Here is a 24,169-nt window from a genome sequence, read left to right as displayed (position 1 = left end):
CGAGATCACTTCCCCGCCTGATAGACCTTCACATACTCGACCTCGTACCCGATCGGAAAGATGCCGTCGTCGATCTCCCCGCCGAGGTCGCCGCCGATCGCGAGGTTGAGGATCAGGAACTGCGGCTTGTCGAACGGCCATTGCGCCGTTCCCTTGCCCAGGTTCGGATACGCCGCGTGCACCTGGCCGTCGATGCCGAAACGGATCTCCTTCGGCGTCCAGAGCATCTGGTAGTTGTGGAACTCGCCGCAGGCCGTGGCGAGCTTCCTGCCGTCGCCGACGCCATGCCCGCCGTGGCCCGACGTCGTGTGCACCGTGCTGAACACCCAGTCGGGCTTCTGGCCCATGTGCTCCAGGATGTCGAGCTCCCCCGACGCGGGCCAGTCGCCCTGGCTGCCGAGCATCCAGATCGCCGGCCACGTGCCCTGCCCGCAAGGCAGCTTCGCGCGGACCTCGAAGTAGCCGTAGGTCCACTCGGCCTTGCCCTTCGTGATCAGGCGCGTCGAGGTGTACTTCTGGCCGCCCCAGTCGGGCTGCGACGACAGCGATTCCTTGCGCGCCGTGATCACCAGCCGGCCGTCCTTGAGCGCGGCGTTCTCCGCGCGCGGACCCGAGTAGTACTGCTTCTCCCGGTTGTGCCAGCCCTGCTTGTTCATGCCGGTGTCGTAGGCCCACTTCGACTCGTCGGGCAACGCGCCCTTGTCGAATTCATCGGACCACACCAGCGTGTACCCCGCCGGCAGTCCGATCGGGCCGGTCGCCGCGCCGCCCTTCCCCGTCGCCGTCTGCGCCTGCGCGAGCGCCGCGCCGCCATCGATCGCCAGCGCCGCCAGCAGGGGCAAGGCGGCCCAGCGCCGCGTCAGTCGTTGCTTCATGAACGAGGTCTCCTTCGTTGTATTCCGTCGAGATGCGTCGTAATGCGCCGTGATCCGTGGTGACCCGTCGCGATCGATCAGGCGTGAGGATCACCGGACGCGGCGCGCTCAGCGCTTCGCGCGCCGCTGCAGCAGCTGCTCGGCATCCGCCAGCGCCGCCTTGATCGTCTTCTGTCCGCGCAGCACCTTGTCGAGCTCGGTCTGCACGACCTCCTCCGCGAACTTGGCCTGCTTGTGCACCGGCAGCGCGGTGATGCGCAACGCGTCGTCGCGCCACAGCAGCCGCGCGCGCTGTCCGCCGAGGAAGTCCACCGGCTCGCTGAAGAACGGGTCGTCGTGGACGTCGCGCAGCGCCGGGAAGGCGTCGTAGGACTTGAACGCCTGCAGCTGCTGCTTCGGGTCCAGCGTCATCATCTGGATGAATCGCCACGCGAGCAGCTTGCGCGACGGCGCGGACTTGCGCGCGATCGCATAGAAGGTGCCGCCGTACGGCGCATGCGATCCACCGGGCAGCGACGCCGCGCGCCACAGTCCCTTGGTCTCCGGCGCGACGAACGCGTTGAGCTGCCCCACGAGCCATGCCCCCGACAACTCCGTCGCCAGGCGTCCCTGCTTGAAGCCGGCGCCCCAGTCGTTGGACCACGCCGGCACCTTCGCGTCGAGACCCTTCTGCCGCGCACGCAGCGACACCTCGAACGCGCGCTCGAAGCGCGGCGAATTCACCAGCACGCGCGACTCGGTGTCGAAGTAGATGCCTTCGCCCGGCTGCAGCCCGTCGGCGATCAGGATGTCCTTGATCTCCTGCACGTTGGCGATCAGGTACACGCCGGTGCGCGCCTTGATGCGCTCGCCCGCGGCGACATAGCTGTCCCAGCTGCGCGTCAGTTCCTCCGGGGGAACGCCTGCGCGCTCGAGGATGTCCTTGCGGTACAGCATCGTGCCGGGCCCGATGTCCGCGGGCATCGCGACCACCGCGCCGCTGCGTGCGATCGCCTGGTCATACGCATACGGCACGATCCGCGGGCGGAAGGCCTCGATGCTGAACGGCGGCTGTCGCAGATCCTCCAGTCCGCCGCCCTGCGCGAAGCGGCCGACGAAGCTCGACTCCAGCGCCATCACGTCCGGCAGCCCCACCGCCGTCGACAGCGCGGTCGTCATCGCCGTGTGATGGTCCGTGTACTGACGCATCAGGATGCGCAACTCCACGTCCGGATGCATGGCCTGCCACGCCGGAATCGCCGCCTTGGCGATCTCGTCCATCAGCGGGAAGGCCGCGATCGTCAGCACCTCGCGCGCCTGCGCCAGGGCGGGAACGACCAGCACGCCCGACCACGCCGGCACCGTCATCGCCGCGAGCATCCCGCGTCGGGTGAGGCCCTGGCGCACGCGCCCGTCGCGTCCGTTCTTCGCGCTCAAAAGTCGAGCTCCATCGTCATGACCGTGCCTTCACTCAGCGAGCCGCCGGGCGGCGGTCGCAGATAGACGCCGAAGCGCGACGCCTGTCCCGGCCAGCGCTGGGCGCTCAGCGTCGCGATGGCCGTGTCGATGCCGGACTGCGCCTCGCCGGTGTCCGGATCGACGTTGGGCACGACGCAGCGCTCGCAGGCCGCCGCGTGCGTCATGCGGCGCCACCACCCCTCGCCGTCCCGCCAGACCAACTGCATCAGGTGTTCCTCGATGAACGGCACCAGCGCCTCCTGCATGCCGCGCAGCACGAGGTTGGGCCGCAGCCGCCGCACGTCGACGCGAGCGAGTCCTTCCGCGGCCAGATGCTCGTTGAGCTCGACCACCGATCCCGTGGAGACCGCGTGCAACGCGTTCGGCGCCGTCGCCAGCGCCGCGTTCCGCTCGAGCTTCACGAGCCGGAGATCGTGCCCGGTGACCTCGCGCAGGAACTGCGCCGCCAGGGCGCCGGCATCCCGACCGCGATGGCTCACCATGCGGCGCTCCTCCGGATGCCAGATCAGGGCATACGTCGCCGCGCCTTCCGCCTCGCGCGACAGCCGCAGCGGCTGCTGTCCCTGCGCGCACAGCAACAGCGCATCAGCCAGCAGCTTGGGCTGCAGCAGCGCCAGCTTCGGGTGCGAACCGAGCCACGCCAGCTCGCCGCGCGCGTCGACGACGATCCACTCGCGGTCACCGACGATCCGGCCGTCCTCGTCGAAGCGCACATCGGAGACGCGCACCCCGGCGCAGGACTTCACCGGATACACGTACAACGCATCGACGCAGGCATAGGCCGTGGACGACACCGCCGCGGGATCGCCGTCGATGGCGGCCATGGCGGCAATGACGGAGGTCTGGTCCACGTCGACCTCAGCGCGGCAGCACGTAGGTCGCGATGCAGCGCGGCGGCAGCGCCGCGACGCCCGCCTGGCCGTCGATGCGCAGCGTGAAGCGATGCTCCCGCTCGCTGCGGTTCATCACGACGACGGCGATGCTGCCGTCCTCGTTGACCGCGGCGGTGCATTCGAGGTCCTGGCTGCTCGCCGAGCACAGCACGCGGATTGCGCCCGGCTTGATGAAGCGGCTGAAGTGGCCGAGGTAGTCGTACGAGCTCTGCGGCATCAACCGGTTCTGCTCGCGGTCCGCGATCATCGGCGCACTGCACAGGTTGCCGACGTGGTTCGGTCCGCCGGTCTCGTCGAGCAGCAGGTTCCAGTCGATCCAGCCGACCGTCCAGCGGTTCAGGTCGTTGAGGATGCTGCGCCCGTAGCGCTCGCCGGTGTTCCACGAGCCGATGTGCGGTCCGCCTTCCTGGCAACCTTCGGTGAACAGCAGCTGCTTGTCGGGATACGCGTCATGCAGCAGGCCGACGTGGTCGAAGTGGTCCTCGACGTACCAGTGGAAGCCGCAGCCCCACACGTACTTCGCGGCCTCGGAATCCGAGTACACGACGTCCGCGCGTTGCACCATCTGGTCGCGGTTGTGGTCCCAGATGACGACCTTGATGCGCTGCAGCCCCGCCGCGTGCAGCGCCGGGCCGAGATGGTCGCGGACGAAGTCGCGTTCCTCCTCCGCGGTGTAGACGCACGAGTCCCAGCGCTGCACCGCGTCGGGCTCGTTCTGCACGGACACGCCCCAGACGGGCACGCCTTCGGCCTCATAGGCCTGGATGAACTTCACGTAGCACTGCGCCCAGGCCTTCGCGTACTGCGGCAGCAGCTTGCCGCCGTTGTTCATCTGCCCGTTGGTCTTCATCCACGCCGGAGGACTCCAGGGCGACACCAGCAGCTTCATCGGGCCCGGTGCGACCTTCATCGCAGCCTGGATCATCGGCAGCAGCGCGCGGCGGTCGCGGTCGATGTTGAAGTGCGTCAGCGCCTCGTCGCCCGGCACGTCCGCATGTGCGTAGTTGCCCAGCGAAAAGTCGCAGCTGTTCATGTGCACGCGGTTGAAGGTGTAGCCATGCCCCGCGCTCGCGTCGAAGTAGGCGCGCAGCAGCGCGTTCGCCTCGGCGGGCGGGAGCTTCTGCCAGGTGATTGCCGAGGCTTCGGTGAACGCGCCGCCGAAGCCCTCGATGCGCTGGAAGCGGCGTGCGCTGTTCACCACCAGCTTGGGCATGCCCGCAATCGCGGCATCAGCCATCAGTTGCGCCACCGGCTGCAGCGCCAGCTCGGGCTGCGCCGCCAGGCGCGTCGAGCTCGCCAGGTCCGCGCCTTTCGCGGACAGCGTCCATCGGAGGGACGCGCGCGCGCCCGCTGAAGTTGTCTCCGTCATCGACCTACCTTTGTTGTCGTGTTCTGAACGGCGCATGAAAGCGCTTTCATGACCCGAGCATAGAGGCAGTCGACGTGACGGTCAATTCAGGGATGGCCCGGAGGCGTCACGGGGCCGCCGGCCCTCGCTCCCCTCTCCCGCAAGCACCGACGGTGCCGACGGTGCCGGTGGTGTCAGTCGTGTCGGTCGCGACGCTGGTGGAGTCCGGGGCGCTCATACCAGCACACCCGCGCCGTCGGACGCGGCGCAGACGTGGAATTCCGCGGCGCGGCCATCCGGCGAGCGGTAGCCGCGTTCGACCGCAACGCGGATCTCGTCGACCATCGCGCGCGTTGCGAGTGCGATGACACAGCCGCCGAAGCCGCCGCCGGTCATGCGCGCACCGCCGTGCGCGCCGATGACGTCCTGCATCAGCGCGGCGAGCGCATCGATCGCGGGGACGGTGATCTCGAAGTCGTCGCGCATGGACTCGTGGGACTCGCGCATCAGGTGGCCGATCGCGGCGAGGTCGCCGCGCGACAGCGCGTCGGCCAGGCCGGCGCAGCGCTGGCTGTCGGAAATGATGTGGCGCGCGCGACGACGCACCACGGGGTCGAGCTGCCCGCCCAGCCGCGACCACAGCGCGTCGTCGACGTCGCGCAGCGCCTTCACGCCGAGCCCCTTCGCCGCGGCCTCGCATTGCTGGCGGCGCAGGTTGTATTCGCTGTCGACGAGGCCGCGCTGGATCTTCGAATCGACGACCAGCACCGCGATGTCCTCGGGCATCGGGATCGGACGGACCTCCAGGCTGCGGCAGTCCATCAGCAACGCCTGGCCCTTCACACCGAGCGACGACGACAGCTGGTCCAGCACGCCGCAGCGGCAGCCGGCGTAGACGTTCTCGGCGCGCTGGCCGGCGAGCGCCATCGTCGTCGGCGGCAGCGTCCAGCCGTTGAGCGCGGAGAACGCGTGGCCGATCGCCATCTCCAGCGACGCCGACGAGCTCAGCCCCGCGCCCTGCGGCACGTTGCCCGCGATCGACAGCGTCGCGCCGCCGACGGCATGGCCCTGCTCGCGCAGCACGGCGACCATGCCTTGCACGTAGCGCAGCCATTGGGGACTGGCGGAGACGTCCGCCGCGTCGCCGATGCGGAAGCGACCGCGCGCCCCCTGGGCATCCCGACCCGCAACGCCCACGCTCGCCTTGCCGGTGATGCCACTCGACCCGTCAGGCTCGGCCAGCAGGTCGCAGGCGATGACGTCGATGATGTCGTCATCGCGCCGCGCCGCCGCCACGACCGTGTCGCGGTCGATGGCGCAGGGCATCGCGAATCCCTCGTTGTAATCGGTGTGCTCGCCGATCAGGTTGACGCGCGCCGGGGCGCGGGTCAGGCGCTCGGGCGACCGGCCGAATGCGCGTTCGAAGCCTTGCACCGCGCGCTCGCGCGGTGTCGCTGGACGGTCCTGGCTCATGCGCCCTCCGACTGCGCGGCGCGGCGCGCCTGCCGGTAATGCACGGTGTCGCTGACCTCGCGCAGCTGCTGCGCGGCGGCCTCCGGCGTGAGGTCGCGCTGGGCCTCGCCGAGCATTTCGAAGCCGACCATGAACTTGCGCACCGTCGCCGAGCGCAGCAGCGGCGGATAGAAATGCGCGTGCAGTTGCCAGTGGCGGTTGGCGTCGTCGTCCGGCTGTCCGGCGCCATACGGCGCGCCGTGCCAGCCCATCGAATACGGGAACGAGCACTGGAACAGGTTGTCGTAGCGCGTCGTCAGGCGGCGCACGGCGACGGCGAGATCGTCCGCCTGCGCCGTCGTCATCGCGTCGAGCCGCAAGGTGGGGGCCTTGGGCAGCAGCAGCGTCTCGAACGGCCACGCGGCCCAGTACGGCACGACGGCGACCCAGTGCCCGGTCTCGACGATCACGCGCTCGCCCGCGGCCAGCTCATCGCGGACGTAGCGGACCAGCAGCGGTTCGCCGTGCCGGTCGAGGTACTCGCGCTGATGCGTGTCTGCGAGCACGGCCTCGTCGGGCCACCGATCCAGGCCCCAGACCTGTCCATGCGGATGCGGGTTGGAGCAGCCCATCGCCGCGCCCTTGTTCTCGAAGACCTGCACCCAGCGGTGGCGCGCGCCCATGTCCGCGGACTGATCCATCCAGGCCCGCACGACGGCGCGGAGTTCAGGCAACTCGAGTTCCGGCAGCGTGCGGGCGTGATCGGGGGAGAAGCACAGCACGCGGCACTCGCCGGCGACCGGTGTCGACTGAAGCAGATCGGCGCCCGCTTCGCCCGCGACAGCGAAGGTCGCCTCGTCCCCCTGCGCCGGCTGCAGCGCCGCGAAGTCGTTCGTGAAGACGAAGGTCCCCGTGTAGTCCGGATTGCGCTGACCGTTCGCCCGGACGTTGCCGGCGCACAGGTAGCAGGTCGGGTCGTGGCTCGGCAGGGGCGTGTCGTCGATCGACTCCTGCGCGCCCTGCCAGGGCCGCAAGCTGCGGTGCGGCGAGACCAGCACGTGACGGCCGGTCAGCGGATTGCGCCGACGGTGGACGCGGTCAGGCCGGTCGGCGCGCAACGCAAGGCCCTCGGGGGAATCAGCGGGGGTGGCGATCTCGGCGCCTCGCCCGTCCTGGTGTGCGGGGTTCATGCCCGTGATTATCACGAACATTCTTGTTATTAATGAGGAAACCTTACCCGACTCCCCAGGGCCGCGGGTTCCATCTCATAAACTCGCCAATTCATTGGGTCCAAAGCGATGGCCCGCGACAGCACAACAGGGGACGCGCGATGGTGGAGGTCTCGGGCAGCCGGGTCTTGATGGTGGAGGGAGACGCGGCACTGGCCGTCGCCAAGGCCTTGGCCTCGGACACGCGGCAGGCGATGCTGGGCCTGCTCACGCACCAGGTGCTGAACGTGTCGGAGCTGGCCTCGGCGATGAACCTCCCGCATTCGACGGTGAGCTTCAACATCAACCAGCTGCAGGCCGTGGGACTCGTCTCGGTGGAGGTGGAACCCGGCACGCGCGGCCGGCAGAAGCTCTGTTCCAAGCGCTACGACGAGGTGCGCCTGCGCCTGCCCGGCGCGGCGATCGAGTCGCAGCCCAACGTCATCTCGATCAGCATGCCGATCGGCAGCTACCGCCACGTCGAGGCCAAGCCCACCTGCGGCCTGGTCAGCGAGCGCAAGATCATCGGCATGCTGGACGACGCGCGCTCGTTCTTCGAGCCCGAGCACGTCTACGCGCAGCTGCTGTGGTTCGGCGGCTCGGGCTACGTGGACTACGCCTTCCCCAACAACCTGCCCTACGGCGCGGTGCCCAGCCACCTCGAGCTGTCGATGGAGATCTGCTCCGAGGCGCCGCAGTTCAACGAGGACTGGCCCTCCGACATCACGCTCTGGATCAACGACAAGGAGATCGGCACCTGGACCAGCCCCGGCGACTACGGCGGCAAGCCCTCGCTGCTGATGCCGGGCTGGTGGCAGGTCGACCGCACGACGCACGGGCTGCTCAAGCAGTGGAGCGTAGGGGAGAAGGGCTCGATGATCGACGGCGTCGCGCTGGGCGCGGTGAAGATCGGCGACCTGGACCTGCCGCAGACGAATCACATCAAGGTGCGACTGGGCGTCAAGGACGACGCCCGCAACCGCGGCGGTCTCAACCTGTTCGGCCGCAAGTTCGGCAACTACCCGCAGGACATCGTCATGCGGATCGCGTTCGACTTCCCACGCGGGCACGGCCCCGATGCGGTCGCCGCGGACGCCTCGGTGTCGTCTCGACCGCCGCGCGAGATGCGCTGAGCGGCCCCCAGGGCTCACGACGCTACTGAAGCGCTTGCGGCGTCCGACGCGGCCCGTCAGCAACAAACATGCTTGTCATTGACGACACCGTGCTCAGATCGCGATGGCGTCAAGCGCCGTGGCTGTCCGGGTGGTCGGCCACAGCGCCAGGCCGCCGGCCAGGCTCCACGCCTGCCCGTGGCCGAGCCGGCGCAGCGCCCGCGCCGCCTGCGCGCTGCGGTTGCCGCTGCGGCAGAAGAAGATCACCGGCGTCTGCTCCGGCAGCGCACGCCAGCGCGGCAGTGCGTTGATCAGCGCCGACAGTGGCACCGCCTCGGGCGCGAGTTCGTCGGTGGGGCTCATTCGCGCCTCGTAGGCCTCGCGCACGTCGACCAGCACCGGCGTCGGTCCGACGCCGTCGCCCAGCATCGACTGCAGGCTCCCGACGTCGAGCTCGACGCGCTCCGTCGCCCGCGCGCAGTCCACGCGCGCGCCGCAGGCCATCGTCTGGTACTCGGTGGGCGCGAGGTCGCGCTCCAGCACGCCCTTGCCGATCGCGAACGCCTCGGCGCTCAAACGCCCTTTCAGCACGCCGTCGAGCAACGGCTGCGCGCCGCATTCCACGGCAAGCGTCGTCGCAAAACGGTCGTCGTAGTCGTGCCCGGGCAGCAGCAGGCCGTTCAGGCCGACGTTGCGCTCCAGCGTCTTCAGCGACGGGCCGAAGGCGGTCGGCGCGCTCTGCTCGAAATCGCTGCGGCCCAGCGCGCCCGGCATCACCGTGTCGCCGACGAAGGCCGTGATCAGCTCGCCGCCCGCGTGCAGCAGGTAGGCGGTGGAATCTTCCGTATGGCCGGGAATCGCGAGACGCGACAGCCGATGCGCGCCAAGCGCGATCACCTCGCTGCCCTTGGGCCAGCCCAGGGCGTCGACGCGATCGGCGAGCGCTTCCTCGGCGAGCAGGCTCGTCATCGCGTCGCGCAGCGCCTGCGCGGACGAGGCATGGTCGCCATGGCTGTGCGTGTCCAGTACCGCGGCCAAGGTCAGCCCGCGACATCGCATCCACTGCGCCAGCGTGCCGGTGAGTTCGGGCAGCGGGTCGACGACCACGCAGCGGCGGCTCGACACATCGGCGACGACGTAGCAGCAGGCGCCGTCGACGGCAAAGCGTGTGAGCAGCTCCGGTGCCTGCGGGGTCTCGTTCGGTGCTGGCGTCTGGCAGGTCGCGCGCAGCGACTCGCCACAGGCGCGCAGGCGTCTGCAGGCTTCATCGATGGTCGACTCAGCATCGGCCGCGCCGAAGGACAGGCGCACCGCGGCGCCGGCTCGCCACGCCGGCAGGCCCATCGCCTGCAGCACGTAGCTCGGCGCCGCCTTCGCCGCGCCGCAAGCAGAGCCCCCGCTGACGCGCAGGCCGGCGGCGTCGAACAGGTCGAGCAGCAGCTTCGCGCTCAGCCCGGGGACCGAGACGTTGAGCGTCGTCGGCAGGCTGATGTCGAACGGCGCGTTGAACACGACGCCGGGGAAGGCCTCGCGCAGCGCGTCGGCCAGGCGTTGGCGACGGTCCAGCAACTGGCCGAGCGACGCGAACACGCCGCCGCCTTCGAGCGCCTCCAGCACCGCGCCCAGCGCGGCGATGCCGGCCATGTTCTCGGTGCCGGAGCGCTGCGCGCCTTCCTGCCCGCCGCCGGCCATCAACGGCGTGAACGGGGCGCCCTCGCGGACATAGAGCATGCCGACGCCCTTGGGCGCGTAGAGCTTGTGGCCGGAGAACGGCGCGTAGTCGATCGCGCGTTCGCCGAGTTGCAGCGGCAGCTTGCCGAGCGCCTGCACGCCGTCGACCAGCCAGAGCGCGCCGGAGCCTCGCAGCGCGTCGGCGATGCCGTCGAGGTCGCTGATGACGCCGGTCTCGTTGTTGGCGGCCATCGTGCAGACCAGGCCGGCCGACGAGGCGTTCGCGCGCAGCCAGGCGAGGTCATGGCGGCCGTCGATGCCGACAGGGATCGCGACGACGTCCAGGTCCAGGCCCAGCAGCGTGTTCCAGTGCCGGAGCGCCTCGGGCACCGCCTTGTGCTCGGTGGCGCCGTAGAGCAGTTGCGGCGGGATGGTCTGGCCGGCCTCGCGCCGTTGCCGCAGGGCGGTCAGGGCGGACAGCACGGCGGTCTGGATGCCCTCGGTCGCCCCGCTGGTGAAGACCAGCCGGCCGCCCGGTGCGCCCAGCACGCGCCGCGCGGTGGCGCGGACCGCGTCGAGCCGCGCCCGGGCCTTGAGACCGCTGCCGTGGATGCTGCTCGGGTTCCCGAACGCGTCCGCCATCACGGAGAGCGCGGCGTCGCGGGCCTGCGGCAGGACGGGGGTGGTGGCGTTGGCGTCGAGGTAGATTTCCATGGTGGTCGATTGTCAGAATTCACGCTTGGAATCCACGTGCAAAATCCATCTTTCCTTGGCCGATTTCGGCAATTGAATTCCAAGGTTGGCCAACATGACGAAACTGGATTCCATCGACCGAAAGATTCTCGATGTCCTGCAGCGGGACGCGTCCGTGCAGGTGAGTGAGCTGGCGGTGGAGGTCGGGCTGTCGACGACGCCGTGCTGGCGCCGGGTGCAGCGACTGAAGGAGTCGGGGGTGATCACCCGCAACGTGATGCTGGTGGACCCGAAGAAGGTGAACGTCGGGGTGACGGTGTTCGTCTCGGTGCGGACGAACGTGCACTCGCAGGCCTGGTTCGACCAGTTCCGCGCGGCGATCGAGGCGATCCCGGAGGTCGTCGAGTTCTACCGGATGAGCGGCGACGTGGACTACCTGCTGCGCGTGGTGGTGCCGGACATCGCGGCCTACGACCAGGTCTACCGCCGGCTGATCGCGGGGACGCAACTGTCGGACGTCAGCTCCAGCTTCGCGATGGAGGAGCTGAAGTTCACGACGGCGTTGCCGTTGTCGTATATCGCGTGAAGGGCGGCCCGCTCACCACCTCAGCCAATGCCGCCCAGCGAGCGCGCCCAGCGCCGCCGACATGCCCATCCCGAGCACGTACCAGATCGCGACGAACGGGGCTGCCATCTCCGGGCAGTGCAGCGAGTAGACGCACGCGCCCACCGCGCCCGCGAGCCAACCTGCCGCCGCCCCGGTCAGCACCGGCCGCGTCGGCGCCAGGCCGCGAAGCGCCCACAACAGGCCCACGCCGATCGGCAGCGCCGTCGCCGTCACGTTGAACACGCAGACCCGCCACGTCGTGCCCAGCACCAGCGGCACGCGCGCGGCGGGTTCGGCCATCCACAGCACCACCGCCGCCCAGATCCACAGCAGCGACACCGGCAGCCACACGCCCAGCCACCAGCCGTTCATCCGCGCCCCGGGGTGACCGAGACGGAACACCACGACCAGGCCGGTCGCGGCCACCGCCAGCGGCATTGCCACCTTCTGCCAGAACACCGCCGTGCCCATCAGCTCGGCCAGGTCGGCGCGGATGCCGAAGGCGCCCTGCACCCACGCCAGCGCCAACGCCACGCCCACCAGCAGCGCGACGGCGAAGCGCCGCTCGCCAGTGCGCGTCGGCACCGGGCCGGCATCCTGCGCCAGCAGTCCGATCAGGTCGTCGGTCTTCATGTCATGTCCTTCCACAGTCGCGCCAGCGTCTTCAATCCCCGGTGCACCCCGACCTTCACCGCCGACTCGCTCAGCCCGGTGAGCTGGGCGGTCTCCTGGACCGACAGCCCCTCGACCTTGGTGTGCAGGATCGGCAGGCGCTGGTTGGTCGGCAATCGATCCAGCAGCCGGCTCAGGTCGCGGCGCGAATCGCCGGCCTCGTGGTCGGCGGCCGCGAACACCGCGAGGTCGTCGTCGAGCGGCTCGTTCAGCGCGTCGTGCCGCTCGCGACGACGCCAGAGGTCGACCAGCTTGTAACGCGCGACCGCATGCACCCAGGCCGTCAGCGGCTCGCCGCGGCGGTAGGTCTGACGTTGCGCGTGCACGGCCATCAGCGTCTCCTGCACCAGATCCTCGACCTCGTCCGGCAGCTGCTGCAGCCGCCGCCGGAAGTAGCCGCGCAGCAGCGCCCCCAGGCGCTGGAGGAAGCGGTGGTAAGCCCCCGCATCCCCGTCCAGCCCGGCCAGGAAGAGGTCGTGCAACTCATGTTCTGTCGCGATCACGGGATCTATTCGCGTCATGGGGCCGGAAGGTTACAGGGGGCTCGAAAAAAAGAACCTGGAAATTTCCGGGCGGCGCTGTAACCCCCGGCGCAAATGGCACGAACTAACCCTCGGATGCGACGGACCAATCGGCGCGTTCATCACGCAAACCCACTATCCACCCGCACAAGGAGTGCCCCCATGAAGTCGACCACCCTGAGCCTCGCCCTGGTCACCCTGACCGCCCTGTCCGCCTCCGCCATGGCACAGGACGCCAAGCCTGCCGCCGCGGAGAAGGAGCGCTGCTACGGCGTCGCCATGGCCGGCAAGAACGACTGCGCCGCCGGCCCCGGCACCACCTGCGCCGGCACCGCCAAGATGGACTACCAGGCCAACGCGTGGAAGTACGTCCCCGCCGGCACCTGCACGACGATCAAGACCCCCAAGGGCATGGGCTCGCTCTCCGCGATCAAGTCCTGAGCGGCAGACCCTCATGACACACGCGCTGGGCGCCGGCCTGGGCTTCAAACCGGAGTTCGCGGAAGACGCGCTGGCAGCGCGTGATCCGGGACTCTGGTTCGAGGTCCACCCCGAGAACTACCTCGTCGCGGGCGGCCCGCGTCTGGCGCTGCTCGAGACCCTGCGGGCGACACATCCGCTGTCGCTGCACGGGGTGTCGATGTCCCTGGGCGGCACGGCGCCGCCAGAGCCCGAGCATCTGCGGCGCTTCGCCGCGTTGGCGGACCGGCTGCAGCCGGCGCTGGTGTCGGAGCATCTGGCGTGGAGCCGCTTCGGCGGCGCGTATGCACCGGACCTGCTGCCGGTGCCGCGCACGACGGAGGCCTTGCGTCATGTCGCCGCGAACCTCTCCCGCATGCAGGACGCGCTGCAGCGCCGTGTCGCCATCGAGAACCCCACGCATTACCTGCCCCTCGCCCACGACTGGGGCGAGGTCGATTTCCTTCACGAACTGGTCCGCCGCAGCGGCTGCGGTTTGCTGGTCGACGTGAACAACGTGTTCGTGTCCGCGAGCAACCTCGGCATCGACGCCTCGGCGTGGATCGACGCGATCGACAGCGACGCGGTGATGGAGATCCACATCGCCGGCCATCGCGCCGACGCGGACGCCAGCACCGGCCTGTTGATCGACAGCCACGATGCGGCCGTCGCGGCCCCGGTCTGGGCATTGCTGGCGCGATTGACCGTTCGCATCGGTCCCAGACCGACCCTGGTCGAGCGCGACGGCAACCTGCCACCTTTCGCCGAATTGATCGCCGAACGCAGACAGGCTCAGTCAGCGCTCGACGCGGCAACGCGCGCGCCTCATGAGGTGCTCGCATGACGCGCATCGAATCGCGCGCGGAGACGACGCTTGAATCGCTCGCCAGATTCCAGGAGACGTTCTGGCGCGACCTCTGGGCCGCGCCGGAGGACGGCACTGCCCGCCCCGCATCGGCGGCCGCTCACCCCGGCTTCGCCGTCTATCGCAACACCGTGTTGAAAGGCTGCGCGGATGCGCTGATCTCGCTCTATCCGGCCGTACACCGGCTGACCGGCGATGCGTGGATGCAGGCGGTGGCGCTCGACGCGGTGCGGGCCGACCCGCCAACGGGCGGAGACCTCCAGCACTACGGCGCGCGCTTTCCGGCGTTCCTCGACGAGGCGCTCGCGGGCAGCGAACTGCCCTGGCTCGGCGAGGTCGCACGCCTGGACCGGCTCTGGAGCGAGAGCCACGTATCGGCCGATGCGCCGGTACTCGACGTGCCGGCGATCGCGCGGCTCGATGCCGAACGACTCGCCGCGTCGCGGCTGGTGCCGCACCCCGCGGCGCGATGGCGCTGGTGCGCCGGCTGGCCGGCGTTCAGCCTCTGGAACGCGGCACGCACCCAAGGCGCCGATCCGAATCCACCGCATTGGCAGGGCCAGGGCGCGCTGCTGACGCGGCCCCTTGGCGCGGTCATCGCGCTCGAGATCGACGCCGCCGATTGCGCGCTGCTCGACGCCTGCGCCGACGGCACACCGCTCGGCGCGGCGCTGGACACGATCCAGGCCCGCCTCCCCGCCTTCGACCCCGGCGCCGCGCTGGGCCGTCTGCTCAATCAAGGCGCCTTCACCGGCGTCATGGAGATCCCGTCATGAACACGATCAACTCCACATCCCGCACCGGACGCGACGCCTCCTGGTCGCTGGCCACGATCCGCCAGCGCCTGGAGCGCCTCATCTCGCATGACCTCATCGCGCTGGCCTGCCGATTCAGCATCGCGGGCGTGTTCTGGCTGTCCGGCCGCACCAAGGTCGAGGGCTGGTTCACCCTGACCGACACGACCTTTCTGCTGTTCCGCCAGGACTACGCGCTGCCGCTGATCCCGCCGGAGTGGGCGGCCTACCTGGCCACGTCCGCGGAGCACATCCTGCCGATCCTGCTCGTGCTGGGGCTGTTCACGCGGGTCGCGGCGCTCGGCGTGCTGGGGATGACGGCGGTGATCCAGACCTTCGTCTATCCGTCGGGCTGGCCGACGCATCTGAGCTGGGCGGCGCCGATGCTGTATCTCCTGGGTCGGGGCCCCGGCCGGTGGTCGCTGGACCATCTATTCAGCCGCGGTATTCAAGCGCGCTCTTGAAACGCCAAGACCGGTCCATATAATCTCCCTGCTAGCACTCGCGATGGTCGAGTGCTAACAAGCCCCAAGGCCGTGGCTGAGGGGCTTACTTCTTGTGATGGACTGGCTTGTGCGCTGAGCGCACAGCGGGTCCTTGAAGCAAGTCTGCATTAGTCAAGGAGATCTGATGAAACTGCGTCCTCTGCACGATCGCGTGATCGTTAAGCGCCTGGAAAACGAAACCAAGACGGCCTCCGGCATCGTCATCCCCGACAACGCCGCCGAGAAGCCCGACCAGGGCGAAGTGCTGGCCGTCGGCCCGGGCAAGCGCAACGACAAGGGTGAATTCATCGCCCTGAACGTCGCCGTCGGCGACCGCGTCCTGTTCGGCAAGTACAGCGGCCAGACCGTCAAGGTCGACGGCGACGAGCTGCTCGTCATGCGCGAGGAAGACCTGTTCGCCGTCATCGCCAAGTAATCGGCGACCGCGACAGACTTTCATCCAGATAAAGATTTCGGAGAGATACACATGGCAGCAAAAGACGTTGTCTTCGGCGGCGAGGCCCGTGCCCGCATGGTCGAAGGCGTGAACATCCTGGCCAACGCGGTCAAGGTCACGCTGGGCCCCAAGGGCCGTAACGTGGTGCTGGAGCGCTCGTTCGGCGCCCCCACCGTCACGAAGGACGGTGTCTCGGTCGCCAAGGAGATCGAGCTCAAGGACAAGCTGCAGAACATGGGCGCCCAGATGGTCAAGGAAGTCGCTTCCAAGACCTCGGACAACGCCGGTGACGGTACCACCACCGCCACGGTCCTGGCCCAGGCCATCGTCCGCGAAGGCATGAAGTACGTGGCCGCCGGCATGAACCCGATGGACCTGAAGCGCGGCATCGACAAGGCGGTCACCGCCCTGGTCACGCAGCTGAAGGCGGCCTCCAAGGCCACCACGACCTCCAAGGAAATCGCCCAGGTCGGCACCATCTCCGCCAACTCCGACGCCGACGTCGGCGAGATCATCGCCAAGGCGATGGACAAGGTCGGCAAGGAAGGCGTGATCACCGTCGAAGACGGCAAGAGCCTGGACAACGAGCTCGACATCGTCGAAGGCATGCAGTTCGACCGCGGCTACCTGTCGCCGTACTTCATCAACAACCCGGAAAAGCAGTCGGCGATCCTGGACAACCCGTTCGTCCTGCTCTACGACAAGAAGATCTCCAACATCCGCGACCTGCTGCCGACGCTGGAAGCCGTCGCGAAGTCGGGCCGTCCGCTGCTGATCATTGCCGAAGAAGTCGACGGCGAAGCACTGGCGACCCTGGTCGTCAACACGATCCGCGGCATCCTGAAGGTCGTCGCCGTGAAGGCCCCGGGCTTCGGCGACCGCCGCAAGGCCATGCTGGAAGACATCGCCATCCTGACCGGCGGCAAGGTGATCGCCGAGGAAGTCGGCATGTCGCTCGAGAAGGTCACGCTGGCTGACCTGGGCCAGGCCAAGCGCGTCGAAGTGGGCAAGGAAAACACCACCGTCATCGACGGCAACGGTGCCGGCGCCGACATCGAAGCGCGCGTCAAGCAGATCCGCGTCCAGATCGAGGAAGCCACCAGCGACTACGACCGCGAGAAGCTGCAGGAACGCGTGGCCAAGCTGGCCGGCGGCGTCGCCGTCATCAAGGTCGGTGCCGCCACCGAAGTCGAGATGAAGGAAAAGAAGGCCCGTGTCGAAGACGCGCTGCACGCCACCCGTGCCGCCGTTGAAGAAGGCATCGTGGCCGGCGGCGGCGTCGCGCTGCTGCGCGCCCGTCAGGCCGCTGGCACGATCAAGGGCGACAACGCCGACCAGGACGCCGGCATCAAGCTGATCCTGAAGGCCATCGAAGCCCCGCTGCGCGAGATCGTCTACAACGCCGGTGAAGAAAGCTCCGTCGTCGTCAACACCGTGCTGGCCGGCTCCGGCAACCACGGCTACAACGCGGCCAACGGCACCTACGGCGACATGATCGAGATGGGCATCCTGGATCCGACCAAGGTGACCCGCACCGCGCTGCAGAACGCCGCGTCCGTAGCCTCGCTGATGCTGACGACCGAGTGCATGGTCGCCGAAGCGCCGAAGGACGAGTCCGCCGGCCCGGCCATGCCTGGCGGCATGGGCGGCATGGGCATGGACATGTGATGTCCGCCTGAGCACGGCGCGCGGTGGTCCCACCGCGCTGCCCGCTCGGGATGAACGCTCCGGAAAGGGGTCGCTTCGGCGACCCCTTTTTTCGTTCGTGCAAGATGAGTCGGTTGCGCGTCGATACGACGTAGGCTTGGCCATTGCCAATATCGGCTGCAGCATCCACTCAGCATCATGGTCACCGCCGGCCGTCAGGTCGCGCGGCCATCAGGCTTTCCCCAGGTCGCACGTCCCCGCGCCCCAGGGGATGTCACCTGAATGAGGGGCGACCATAATGCGGCTGACAACTTGTCACAAATGATGGTCCAAGCGTCTTCGCCCTCCCTGCAGTCCCTGCTCGACGACACCCTCGCGCATGTGCCCGCGTTGGCGCACGCGGTCTACAACGGCCTGCAGGACGAGCTCAAGAGCCGGCTCGAGCATCACCAGTTGCTCGCCGGATGGTCCAAGCGGCGCGCGAGTTTCGCGTCCGACTTCGAAGGCTCGCTCAACCTCCTGCTGAAGACGGCCCGCGACGGCGGCGATCCGCTGCAGCGGGAGCGCCCCGTCTCACGCGGCGGCGAACTGTCCTTCAGCCTCGTCGACGAGAGCCAGGCCCTGAAGGACGTCGCGATCGCGCACGTGATCACCGCGATCGAAGACCAATCCCGGGCCGAGCTGCATCAGCTGGGCAACTTCTTCGCCGCGCTGCGCGGCATCGCGCGGCCGCTGAAGAACGACAACCCGTTGCGGGCCGCGCTGTTCGCACAGGCGCTGGCACGCGCCATCGAAGGCGTGGACCTCGACGCGGACGGCCGCTACGCGCTGATGCGCATGGCCGCGCATCCGCTGGCGACCAAGCTGCAGCCGATCTACACCCTGCTCTGCCAGGGCCTGAGACAGGCGCAGTTGAGCGGCATGCTGACCAGCCACGGGTCGGCGCTCAAGGAATCGGAACTGCGGCTGCGCCAGTTCAAGACCTTGACCGACACGCCGACGCAGAACGCGACGCTGGACCAGGTCGCGATGAAGCTGGACCTGATGAACACGCGCGCCGCCGAGCTCGGATCGGCGCGCGCCGCGGCCTCGGGTTCGCCCACTTCGCCGACGGGTGCCCTGGCCGCCCCGCCGCCCAAGCTGGGACCGGGCATCGGCGCGCCGGGCACGGACCTGCTGTCGCGCCTGTACGACCAGATCCTGGCCGACGACAGCCTGCAGCCGCCGCTGAAGGTCCTGATGGGTCGACTGCAGGTCGCGATCGTGCGCCTGTCCAAGACCGATCCCTCGCTGCTGCGTCGCCAGGACCATCCGACCTGGCAGTTGCTGAACCGGCTGGCCGCGCACGGCGCGGGCTTCCAGCGCAGCGACGACGCGGAACTGAAGGCCTTCCTGCAATTCCTGGAACGCGTGATCCAACCGCTGCTGGACAGCGCGCATCCCTCCGCGTTGCAGTTCCAGCAGGCCTTGACCGAGGTCGACACCCACATCCGCGCGCAGGCCGAGGCCCGCGGCCAGCGCAGCGCGGTGGCGCTCGAGCGCCTGGACCGCGAGCAGCGCCGCCAGGAATGGCAGCGGATGCTGCGCGACCAGTTGCAGCACCAGCTCGACGACGCCCAGGCGGGCAAGCTGATGCGGCGTTTCCTGCTCGGCCCCTGGGTCGAGGTCATCGCGCAGGCGATGGTCCAGCACGGCCGGGATGCCTCGGAACCGCAGACCTACATCGAACTCGTGGACGCGCTGCTGCACAGCGTGTCGCCGCAGCCGGACGAGGCGGCCCGCACGCGCCTGCGCGCCCAGTTGCCGGACCTCGTCCGCGCGCTGGACCGCGGCATGGATGCCATCGCGCTGCCCCCGATGCAGCGGCAGACCTTCCTCGACGAGCTCATGCGCCAGCACGGCCGGGTGCTGCGCGGACTGCCAGCCGTGGAGGAGGCCGCCCCGGCCGCCCCGTCGCCGCGACGCCCGGCGCAGACCTCCGAGGAACTGCTGCAGCAACTGCTCGACGAACGCGAGTCGCAACTGCCCTCGCGCTGGGCCTACGAGCGCGTCGACCGCGGCCAGTTGCCGACGGTGCCGGTGGCGCTCTACAGCGAGGAGCACTCGCCCCACGCTCACGCGGCGCTGCAGGACTGGATCGCCGGCGTGCACATCGGCGGCTGGTACCACTTCTTCCACCAGAGCGAGTGGATCACCGCGCAGATCGCGTGGATCAGCGACAGCCGCCAGATGTTCCTGTTCGTCGGCCAGGCGTCGGAGGAGCGCCACTCGGTCACGCGCGGCGCGCTGGAACAGCTGGTCGCCAACGGGCTGATCACGCAGCTGGAAGACGAGCCGCTGCTGCAGCGCGCGATCGGCACGCTGATGCTGGACCTGGACCGCGCCCCGCCCAACGGCAACGATCACTGACGGACACCGTCGGAACCCCGCCGGGCCCTGCCCGCGGGCCAGGTTCGGGTCACAATGCGCCCGCCTCGCGCCGTTGCCGCGAGCTTGTCCTGCAGCCCGATGTCCGCCCTGTCCCGAGATCCCCGCGCGCTTCCCGGCGTGCTTCCCCGCGTTCGTCGCCTTCTGCGCCTGAGCGGCCGGTGCCGGCTGGCGCTGGCGGTCGCCTTCACCGCGCTCGCCGCGCTCACCGCGCCGGTCGCCGGCCTCGCCCAGTCGGTGCCGCCCAATCCCCCGCCCGGGCCGGTGGCGACGCCCGCGGCCGACCAGGCCCAGCGGCCCAAGCTCGGGCTGGTGCTCTCGGGCGGCGGCGCGCGCGGCCTGGCGCACGTCGGCATCCTGAAGGTGCTCGAACGCGAACGCATCCCCGTCGACATCGTCACCGGCACCTCGATGGGCGCGATCATCGGCGGCCTCTACGCCAGCGGCATGTCGGCCGACGACCTCGACCGCGAGCTGTCGCGGATCGCCTGGGACCGGCTGTTCGCGAGCCGCGTCGACCGCCAGGACCTGTCGCAACGCCGCAAGGAGGAGGACTTCGAGTTCTCCGCGACGATCGAGTTCGGCCTGCGCGACGGCGAGGTTCGCGTGCCCACCGGCACGCTCTCCAGCCGCGGGCTCGAGGCGTTGCTGCGCCGGCTGACGCTGCCGGTGCGCGACGTGCACCAGTTCGACCGCCTGCCGACGCCCTTCCGCGCCGTCGCCACCGACATGGAGAACGGCCACGAGCGCATCCTGGCCGAAGGCGACCTCGCGCTGGCGCTGCGCTCCAGCATGAGCGTGCCCGGCGTGTTCGCGCCGGTCGAATGGGAGGACCGCATCCTCGGCGACGGCGGCCTGGTCAACAACCTGCCGGTCGACGTCGCTCGCGAGATGGGCGCGACGCGCCTGATCGCGGTGAACGTCGGCACGCCGGTGGGAGGGCGCGACACGCTGAACTCGCTGCTCGGGCTGACCGCGCAGATGATCAACATCCTCACCGAACAGAACGTGCAGCGCTCCATCGCCAGCATGTCCGCCGGCGAAGACCTGCTGATCACGCCGAAGCTGGGCAAGCTGACGTCGGGCGACTTCGACAAGGTCCGCGACCTGATCCGCGCCGGCGAGGAAGCCGCCGAGGCGATGCTGCCGCAGCTGCGCGCCTACGCCGTCGACGAGCGGACCTACACGGACTGGCAGATCGCGCGCATCGGCACCAAGGCGCCGGGCGTGTTCATCGCCGCGGTGAAGCTGGAAGGCTCCGACAACACCAACCCGGAGCGCTTCCGCAGCCAGCTCGAATCGAAGCCGGGCCAGCCCTTCAACAACGAGACGGCGGAGCGCGACATGCGCTTCCTGTCCTCCAGCGGCGACTACAACCGCGTCGACTATCACGTCGAGCAGCGCGCCGAGGGCGAGACGCTGGTCTTCAACATGGAAGACAAGCCCTGGGGGCCGAACTACTTCCGCGTGGGCATGGACTTGTCGACCGACTCGGGCGGCGACAGCTTCTTCAACCTGCGCCTGAGCCACAACCGCCACTGGCTGACCGACAAGGGCACCGAGTGGCGCAACCAGATCACGATCGGCGAGACGCCGCGGCTCTATACCGAGCTGTACCACCCGCTGGGCCTGAAGCTGGGCGTGGCCGACGACTGGTTCGTCAGCGCCTGGGGCGAGGCCAACCAGCGCAAGCAGATCGTCTATGACGACAACGATCCGGACAACGCCAGCCTGGGCCAGGCACGGCTGGTGCGGCGCGACGCCTCCGTGGGACTGGATGTGGGTCAGCCGTGGGGGCGCTGGGGCGAGGTGCGGCTGGGCGTGATCAGCCAGATCCGGCACGCCAAGCCCGACCTGATCACGGTGGCGACGCCCGCGATGGGCAAGCTGCGCTGGACCAGCTACGAGCGCGGCTTCCGGTTCCGGACCGTCGTCGACCAGCTGGACTACGCGAACTTCCCGCAGCACGGCTACCGCTTCACCGTCGAGGCGCAAGGCGGCCGCCAGGACAACCGCAACCTCAGCAGCGGCCGCTTCCTGCGGCTGAACACGGACGGGAACGTGGTGCGCAGCTTCGGCGGCCACACGGTCAGCCTGTACGCGCGCGCCGTGGCGTCGCAGCAGCCGGACGACACGGGCCTGGGCGGCTACACGCTGGGCGGTTTCCACCAGCTGTCGGGCTACAACCCGAACCAGCTCAGCGGCAACTCGCTGCTGTTCACGCGGGCGACCTACTACCGGCGCCTGAACGACCAGCCCTTCCTGTCGCGCGGGTTCTTCATCGGCGGCACGCTGGAGGCGGGCAACACCTGGCTCTCGCGCCGCGACATCAGCGTCAAGGACATGCGCTACGCGAGCAGCATCTTCCTGGGTTCGGACACGGGACTGGGGCCGCTGTACGTGGGCATCGGCTATGCGCCACGCGGCGGGACCGCGTTCTACGTGTTCATCGGCCGGCCTTGAGAGACATCGCCGGCGCAGGGCCGGCGAGGTTCGTGGGCAGGGTCAGGGCTTGTCGTGCCCGACGGCGTCGGTGTCGTCGGACGCCGTGTCCTCATCCGGCCCGTCATCCGGCCCGTCCTCCGAACCGTCGTCGGACGCCTCGTCCTCTTCCTCGCTGTGCGGCGCGCGCGGCTCGGCGTGCGCCCAGTCGTAGATCACCTCGGCGACGTCTTCCAGGCCCTGCTTGCTCAGTGCCGAGAACAGCGTGACGCCGATGTCGGAATCCTCCGTCGCCAGCACGCCCAGGTCCTTCTGGACCTGCGCCAGGATGGCGGCGCCTTCCTTGCGGTTGAGCTTGTCGGCCTTGGTCAGCACGACCAGCAGGCTGACCTCGCCCGCGGTGACGCGGTCGGACACGTATTCGAGCAACTGCTTGTCGAGGTCGGTCAATCCCAGGCGGGAGTCGACCATCAGCACCACGCCCGACAGCTCCTCGCGCTGGCCGAGATAGTCGGCCATGACGCGCTGCCAGCGCAGCTTGGCGTCGCGGGCCACCGCGGCGTAGCCGTAGCCGGGCAGGTCGGCGAACAGCGCATTGGGCGCGTCGCGCGGGCCCACCGCGAACAGGTTGATGTGCTGCGTGCGGCCCGGCGTCTTCGACGCGAAGGCCAGGCGCTTCTGCTGGGCCAGCGTGTTGACCGCCGTCGACTTGCCGGCGTTGGAACGACCGACGAAGGCGATCTCCGGCAGGCCGCGCGGGGCCAGGTCTTGCGCGCGCGCCTCGCCCTCGCCGACTTCCTCGCCGGTCGCTTCGGATCCCGGGGCGTCTTCCGAGTCGTCTCCCGAGTCGGAATGCGGCGCGCCGACGTCGGCGTCGGCGTCGGCGTCAAGCAACGCCTCGTCGAACTCGGCGGCTTCGGCCTCGGCCAGCGCCGCCTCCGCGCGCGCCAGCGCCTCCCCCGGCAGCACGCCGTCGACCGGCAGGTGCTTGAGCTGGCTGGCCGTGGTCAGGAATCGGGCGGTGTGCGTCCAGGCCAGCGCGCGCTTGCCCGGGGTCATCGGCTCGGCGCTGGCGGCCTTCTTCACCGGCGGGGGCAGGCCTTGCGCCCTGGCCTTTTCGGCGTTCTTCGCGCGGGCCTTGGCGGCCGCGCGCATACCCGTTTTCCCGGGGCCCTGCTTCTTCTTTGATGCTCCAGCGCGTCCCGCGCCACGGCCTGCGGGTTTCCCTGGGGCCGCCGGGGCGGGTTTCTTGTTGGAATCGGTCATCGGGCTGCGCGGGCTCTAAAGAGGTGCATTGTAAGATCCCGCGGTTGCGCTCACCCAACCCTCAACATTCATGAAGACTGCCGCTTTCTTGTTGTCGAGCATGGTTTTGATGTCCGGCGCCGCCATCGCCGCCGAATCCCCCGCATCCGCGAAGCCGGATCTGGCCAAGGGCCAGGCCATCAGTTCGCAAGTCTGTGCCGCCTGCCATACGGCGGACGGCACCCGCGGCAGCCCCGCCAACCCCATCATCGCCGGCCAGCACGCCGACTACCTGGCCAAGCAGCTGCACGAGTTCAAGTCGGGCAAGCGCAAGAACCCGGTGATGTCGGGCATGGCCGCGCCGCTGACGGACGACGACATCCGCAACGTCTCCGCGTTCTACGCCAGCAAGGGTTCCAAGCCCGGCTTCGCGAAGAACAAGGAGCTGATCACCCTGGGCGAGAAGATCTACCGGGGCGGCATCGCGGACAAGCAGGTGCCCGCCTGCGCCGGCTGTCACAGCCCCAACGGCGCCGGCATCCCGGCGCAGTACCCGCGCCTGGGCGGCCAGCACAGCGACTACACCGAGGCCCAGCTGACGGCGTTCCGCGCCGGCGGCCGCCCGAACAGTCCGCAGATGCTGGCCATCGCCGCCAAGATGAGCGACCGCGAGATCAAGGCGGTCTCGGACTACATCGCCGGCCTGCGCTGAGCGATCGCCCGCGGGGCGCACCTTTCGGGGAAGGTTCCGACGAACGAGGCCGGTGATCCGATCACCGGCCTTCGCTTTTGCCGGCCCTCGCCCGATTCGTCGCCGGGCGCAACGAGAATGCCGGCC

General features: G+C 69.3%; 21 protein-coding genes. 11 read left to right on the top strand and 10 right to left on the bottom strand.

The window, feature by feature from the left end; genetic code table 11:
• Positions 1-5: 5 nt before the first annotated feature.
• From ACQ4L4_RS26665 to ACQ4L4_RS26640, 6 genes are all read right to left on the bottom strand, one after another.
• Entirely contained in the window at positions 6-875 is an 870-nt protein-coding gene (locus ACQ4L4_RS26665) for a glycoside hydrolase family 16 protein (RefSeq protein WP_431101805.1), read from the bottom strand.
• Between the two features lie 108 nt (positions 876-983).
• A complete protein-coding gene (locus ACQ4L4_RS26660; RefSeq protein ID WP_431101804.1) occupies positions 984-2,291 on the bottom strand; it encodes an ABC transporter substrate-binding protein in 1,308 nt (435 codons plus the stop codon).
• Positions 2,288-3,184, bottom strand: a complete 897-nt coding sequence (locus ACQ4L4_RS26655; RefSeq protein ID WP_431101802.1) for an MOSC domain-containing protein — start codon at positions 3,182-3,184, stop codon at positions 2,288-2,290. The genes ACQ4L4_RS26660 and ACQ4L4_RS26655 overlap by 4 nt, the downstream gene beginning before the upstream one ends.
• Positions 3,185-3,191: 7 nt before the next feature.
• The gene (locus ACQ4L4_RS26650; protein WP_431101801.1) at positions 3,192-4,595 is read right to left on the bottom strand and encodes a glycoside hydrolase family 30 protein; all 1,404 of its coding nucleotides are present in this window, start codon (positions 4,593-4,595) and stop codon (positions 3,192-3,194) included.
• Between the two features lie 213 nt (positions 4,596-4,808).
• Entirely contained in the window at positions 4,809-6,047 is a 1,239-nt protein-coding gene (galK, locus tag ACQ4L4_RS26645; protein WP_431101800.1) for a galactokinase, read from the bottom strand.
• Positions 6,044-7,216, bottom strand: a complete 1,173-nt coding sequence (locus ACQ4L4_RS26640; RefSeq protein ID WP_431101798.1) for a UDP-glucose--hexose-1-phosphate uridylyltransferase — start codon at positions 7,214-7,216, stop codon at positions 6,044-6,046. Before ACQ4L4_RS26640 ends, galK begins: the two co-directional genes overlap by 4 nt.
• 140 nt (positions 7,217-7,356) lie before the next feature.
• Here ACQ4L4_RS26640 and ACQ4L4_RS26635 point away from each other — a divergent pair, with 140 nt between their 5' ends.
• A complete protein-coding gene (locus ACQ4L4_RS26635; protein WP_431101797.1) occupies positions 7,357-8,367 on the top strand; it encodes an ArsR/SmtB family transcription factor in 1,011 nt (336 codons plus the stop codon).
• A gap of 93 nt (positions 8,368-8,460) precedes the next feature.
• On the opposite strand, the gene ACQ4L4_RS26630 is transcribed toward ACQ4L4_RS26635, so the two are convergent.
• Entirely contained in the window at positions 8,461-10,731 is a 2,271-nt protein-coding gene (locus ACQ4L4_RS26630; RefSeq protein ID WP_431101795.1) for an aminotransferase class V-fold PLP-dependent enzyme, read from the bottom strand.
• A 103-nt stretch (positions 10,732-10,834) separates the two neighbouring features.
• Between ACQ4L4_RS26630 and ACQ4L4_RS26625 the strand changes: the two genes are divergently transcribed.
• On the top strand, positions 10,835-11,296 hold the full coding sequence (locus ACQ4L4_RS26625) for an Lrp/AsnC family transcriptional regulator (RefSeq protein WP_431105022.1): 462 nt from the start codon (positions 10,835-10,837) through the stop codon (positions 11,294-11,296).
• A 12-nt stretch (positions 11,297-11,308) separates the two neighbouring features.
• Here the strand turns inward: ACQ4L4_RS26625 and ACQ4L4_RS26620 are convergent, their stop codons facing one another.
• Both ACQ4L4_RS26620 and ACQ4L4_RS26615 read right to left on the bottom strand, forming a co-directional pair.
• Positions 11,309-11,950 carry an NrsF family protein gene (locus ACQ4L4_RS26620; protein ID WP_431101794.1) on the bottom strand — a complete coding sequence of 214 codons (642 nt, stop codon included), beginning with the start codon at positions 11,948-11,950 and terminating at the stop codon, positions 11,309-11,311.
• Positions 11,947-12,492, bottom strand: a complete 546-nt coding sequence (locus tag ACQ4L4_RS26615) for a sigma-70 family RNA polymerase sigma factor (protein ID WP_377157498.1) — start codon at positions 12,490-12,492, stop codon at positions 11,947-11,949. The genes ACQ4L4_RS26620 and ACQ4L4_RS26615 overlap by 4 nt, the downstream gene beginning before the upstream one ends.
• A gap of 180 nt (positions 12,493-12,672) precedes the next feature.
• Here ACQ4L4_RS26615 and ACQ4L4_RS26610 point away from each other — a divergent pair, with 180 nt between their 5' ends.
• The 8 genes from ACQ4L4_RS26610 (at position 12,673) to ACQ4L4_RS26575 (ending at position 22,107) form a co-directional block, all read left to right on the top strand.
• Positions 12,673-12,951 carry a BufA1 family periplasmic bufferin-type metallophore gene (locus tag ACQ4L4_RS26610; RefSeq protein ID WP_377157499.1) on the top strand — a complete coding sequence of 93 codons (279 nt, stop codon included), beginning with the start codon at positions 12,673-12,675 and terminating at the stop codon, positions 12,949-12,951.
• Between the two features lie 13 nt (positions 12,952-12,964).
• On the top strand, positions 12,965-13,813 hold the full coding sequence (gene bufB, locus ACQ4L4_RS26605) for an MNIO family bufferin maturase (protein ID WP_431101793.1): 849 nt from the start codon (positions 12,965-12,967) through the stop codon (positions 13,811-13,813).
• A complete protein-coding gene (locus ACQ4L4_RS26600) occupies positions 13,810-14,610 on the top strand; it encodes a DNA-binding domain-containing protein (RefSeq protein WP_431101792.1) in 801 nt (266 codons plus the stop codon). Before bufB ends, ACQ4L4_RS26600 begins: the two co-directional genes overlap by 4 nt.
• Positions 14,607-15,092 (top strand): DoxX family protein, encoded by a 486-nt coding sequence (locus tag ACQ4L4_RS26595; protein WP_431101791.1) that lies wholly within the window; start codon positions 14,607-14,609, stop codon positions 15,090-15,092. Before ACQ4L4_RS26600 ends, ACQ4L4_RS26595 begins: the two co-directional genes overlap by 4 nt.
• Positions 15,093-15,258: 166 nt before the next feature.
• Positions 15,259-15,549, top strand: coding sequence for a co-chaperone GroES (gene groES / locus ACQ4L4_RS26590; protein ID WP_297524612.1), 291 nt, complete (start codon positions 15,259-15,261; stop codon positions 15,547-15,549).
• A gap of 51 nt (positions 15,550-15,600) precedes the next feature.
• Entirely contained in the window at positions 15,601-17,238 is a 1,638-nt protein-coding gene (gene groL / locus ACQ4L4_RS26585) for a chaperonin GroEL (protein WP_377157505.1), read from the top strand.
• Positions 17,239-17,499: 261 nt separating this feature from the next.
• Complete coding sequence (locus ACQ4L4_RS26580) at positions 17,500-19,626, top strand: DUF1631 family protein (RefSeq protein WP_431101789.1); 2,127 nt, start codon at positions 17,500-17,502, stop codon at positions 19,624-19,626.
• Between the two features lie 99 nt (positions 19,627-19,725).
• Positions 19,726-22,107 (top strand): patatin-like phospholipase family protein, encoded by a 2,382-nt coding sequence (locus ACQ4L4_RS26575; RefSeq protein ID WP_431101788.1) that lies wholly within the window; start codon positions 19,726-19,728, stop codon positions 22,105-22,107.
• A gap of 42 nt (positions 22,108-22,149) precedes the next feature.
• Here ACQ4L4_RS26575 and yihA read toward each other — a convergent pair whose 3' ends face one another.
• On the bottom strand, positions 22,150-22,851 hold the full coding sequence (gene yihA, locus ACQ4L4_RS26570) for a ribosome biogenesis GTP-binding protein YihA/YsxC (protein WP_431105021.1): 702 nt from the start codon (positions 22,849-22,851) through the stop codon (positions 22,150-22,152).
• Positions 22,852-23,452: 601 nt separating this feature from the next.
• Between yihA and ACQ4L4_RS26565 the strand changes: the two genes are divergently transcribed.
• Positions 23,453-24,043 carry a c-type cytochrome gene (locus ACQ4L4_RS26565; protein ID WP_431101787.1) on the top strand — a complete coding sequence of 197 codons (591 nt, stop codon included), beginning with the start codon at positions 23,453-23,455 and terminating at the stop codon, positions 24,041-24,043.
• Positions 24,044-24,169 lie beyond the last annotated feature (126 nt).

The sequence above is a fragment of the Roseateles noduli genome (genome assembly GCF_050626985.1).
Classification (GTDB): domain Bacteria; phylum Pseudomonadota; class Gammaproteobacteria; order Burkholderiales; family Burkholderiaceae_C; genus Roseateles; species Roseateles noduli_A.
This window is presented reverse-complemented; position numbering and strand designations above follow the sequence as displayed.

What these genes read in the sequence shown, in the direction of transcription:
- ACQ4L4_RS26630 (WP_431101795.1), bottom strand. Translation starts at nt 10,731, where the DNA reads ATGGAAATCTACCTCGACGCCAACGCCACCACCCCCGTCCTGCCGCAG.
- ACQ4L4_RS26620 (WP_431101794.1), bottom strand. Translation starts at nt 11,950, where the DNA reads ATGAAGACCGACGACCTGATCGGACTGCTGGCGCAGGATGCCGGCCCG.
- groL (WP_377157505.1), top strand. Translation starts at nt 15,601, where the DNA reads ATGGCAGCAAAAGACGTTGTCTTCGGCGGCGAGGCCCGTGCCCGCATG.
- ACQ4L4_RS26650 (WP_431101801.1), bottom strand. Translation starts at nt 4,595, where the DNA reads ATGACGGAGACAACTTCAGCGGGCGCGCGCGCGTCCCTCCGATGGACG.
- ACQ4L4_RS26665 (WP_431101805.1), bottom strand. Translation starts at nt 875, where the DNA reads ATGAAGCAACGACTGACGCGGCGCTGGGCCGCCTTGCCCCTGCTGGCG.
- ACQ4L4_RS26580 (WP_431101789.1), top strand. Translation starts at nt 17,500, where the DNA reads ATGAGGGGCGACCATAATGCGGCTGACAACTTGTCACAAATGATGGTC.
- bufB (WP_431101793.1), top strand. Translation starts at nt 12,965, where the DNA reads ATGACACACGCGCTGGGCGCCGGCCTGGGCTTCAAACCGGAGTTCGCG.
- ACQ4L4_RS26565 (WP_431101787.1), top strand. Translation starts at nt 23,453, where the DNA reads ATGGTTTTGATGTCCGGCGCCGCCATCGCCGCCGAATCCCCCGCATCC.
- ACQ4L4_RS26640 (WP_431101798.1), bottom strand. Translation starts at nt 7,216, where the DNA reads ATGAACCCCGCACACCAGGACGGGCGAGGCGCCGAGATCGCCACCCCC.
- ACQ4L4_RS26600 (WP_431101792.1), top strand. Translation starts at nt 13,810, where the DNA reads ATGACGCGCATCGAATCGCGCGCGGAGACGACGCTTGAATCGCTCGCC.
- ACQ4L4_RS26575 (WP_431101788.1), top strand. Translation starts at nt 19,726, where the DNA reads ATGTCCGCCCTGTCCCGAGATCCCCGCGCGCTTCCCGGCGTGCTTCCC.
- ACQ4L4_RS26610 (WP_377157499.1), top strand. Translation starts at nt 12,673, where the DNA reads ATGAAGTCGACCACCCTGAGCCTCGCCCTGGTCACCCTGACCGCCCTG.
- ACQ4L4_RS26635 (WP_431101797.1), top strand. Translation starts at nt 7,357, where the DNA reads ATGGTGGAGGTCTCGGGCAGCCGGGTCTTGATGGTGGAGGGAGACGCG.
- groES (WP_297524612.1), top strand. Translation starts at nt 15,259, where the DNA reads ATGAAACTGCGTCCTCTGCACGATCGCGTGATCGTTAAGCGCCTGGAA.
- galK (WP_431101800.1), bottom strand. Translation starts at nt 6,047, where the DNA reads ATGAGCCAGGACCGTCCAGCGACACCGCGCGAGCGCGCGGTGCAAGGC.
- ACQ4L4_RS26595 (WP_431101791.1), top strand. Translation starts at nt 14,607, where the DNA reads ATGAACACGATCAACTCCACATCCCGCACCGGACGCGACGCCTCCTGG.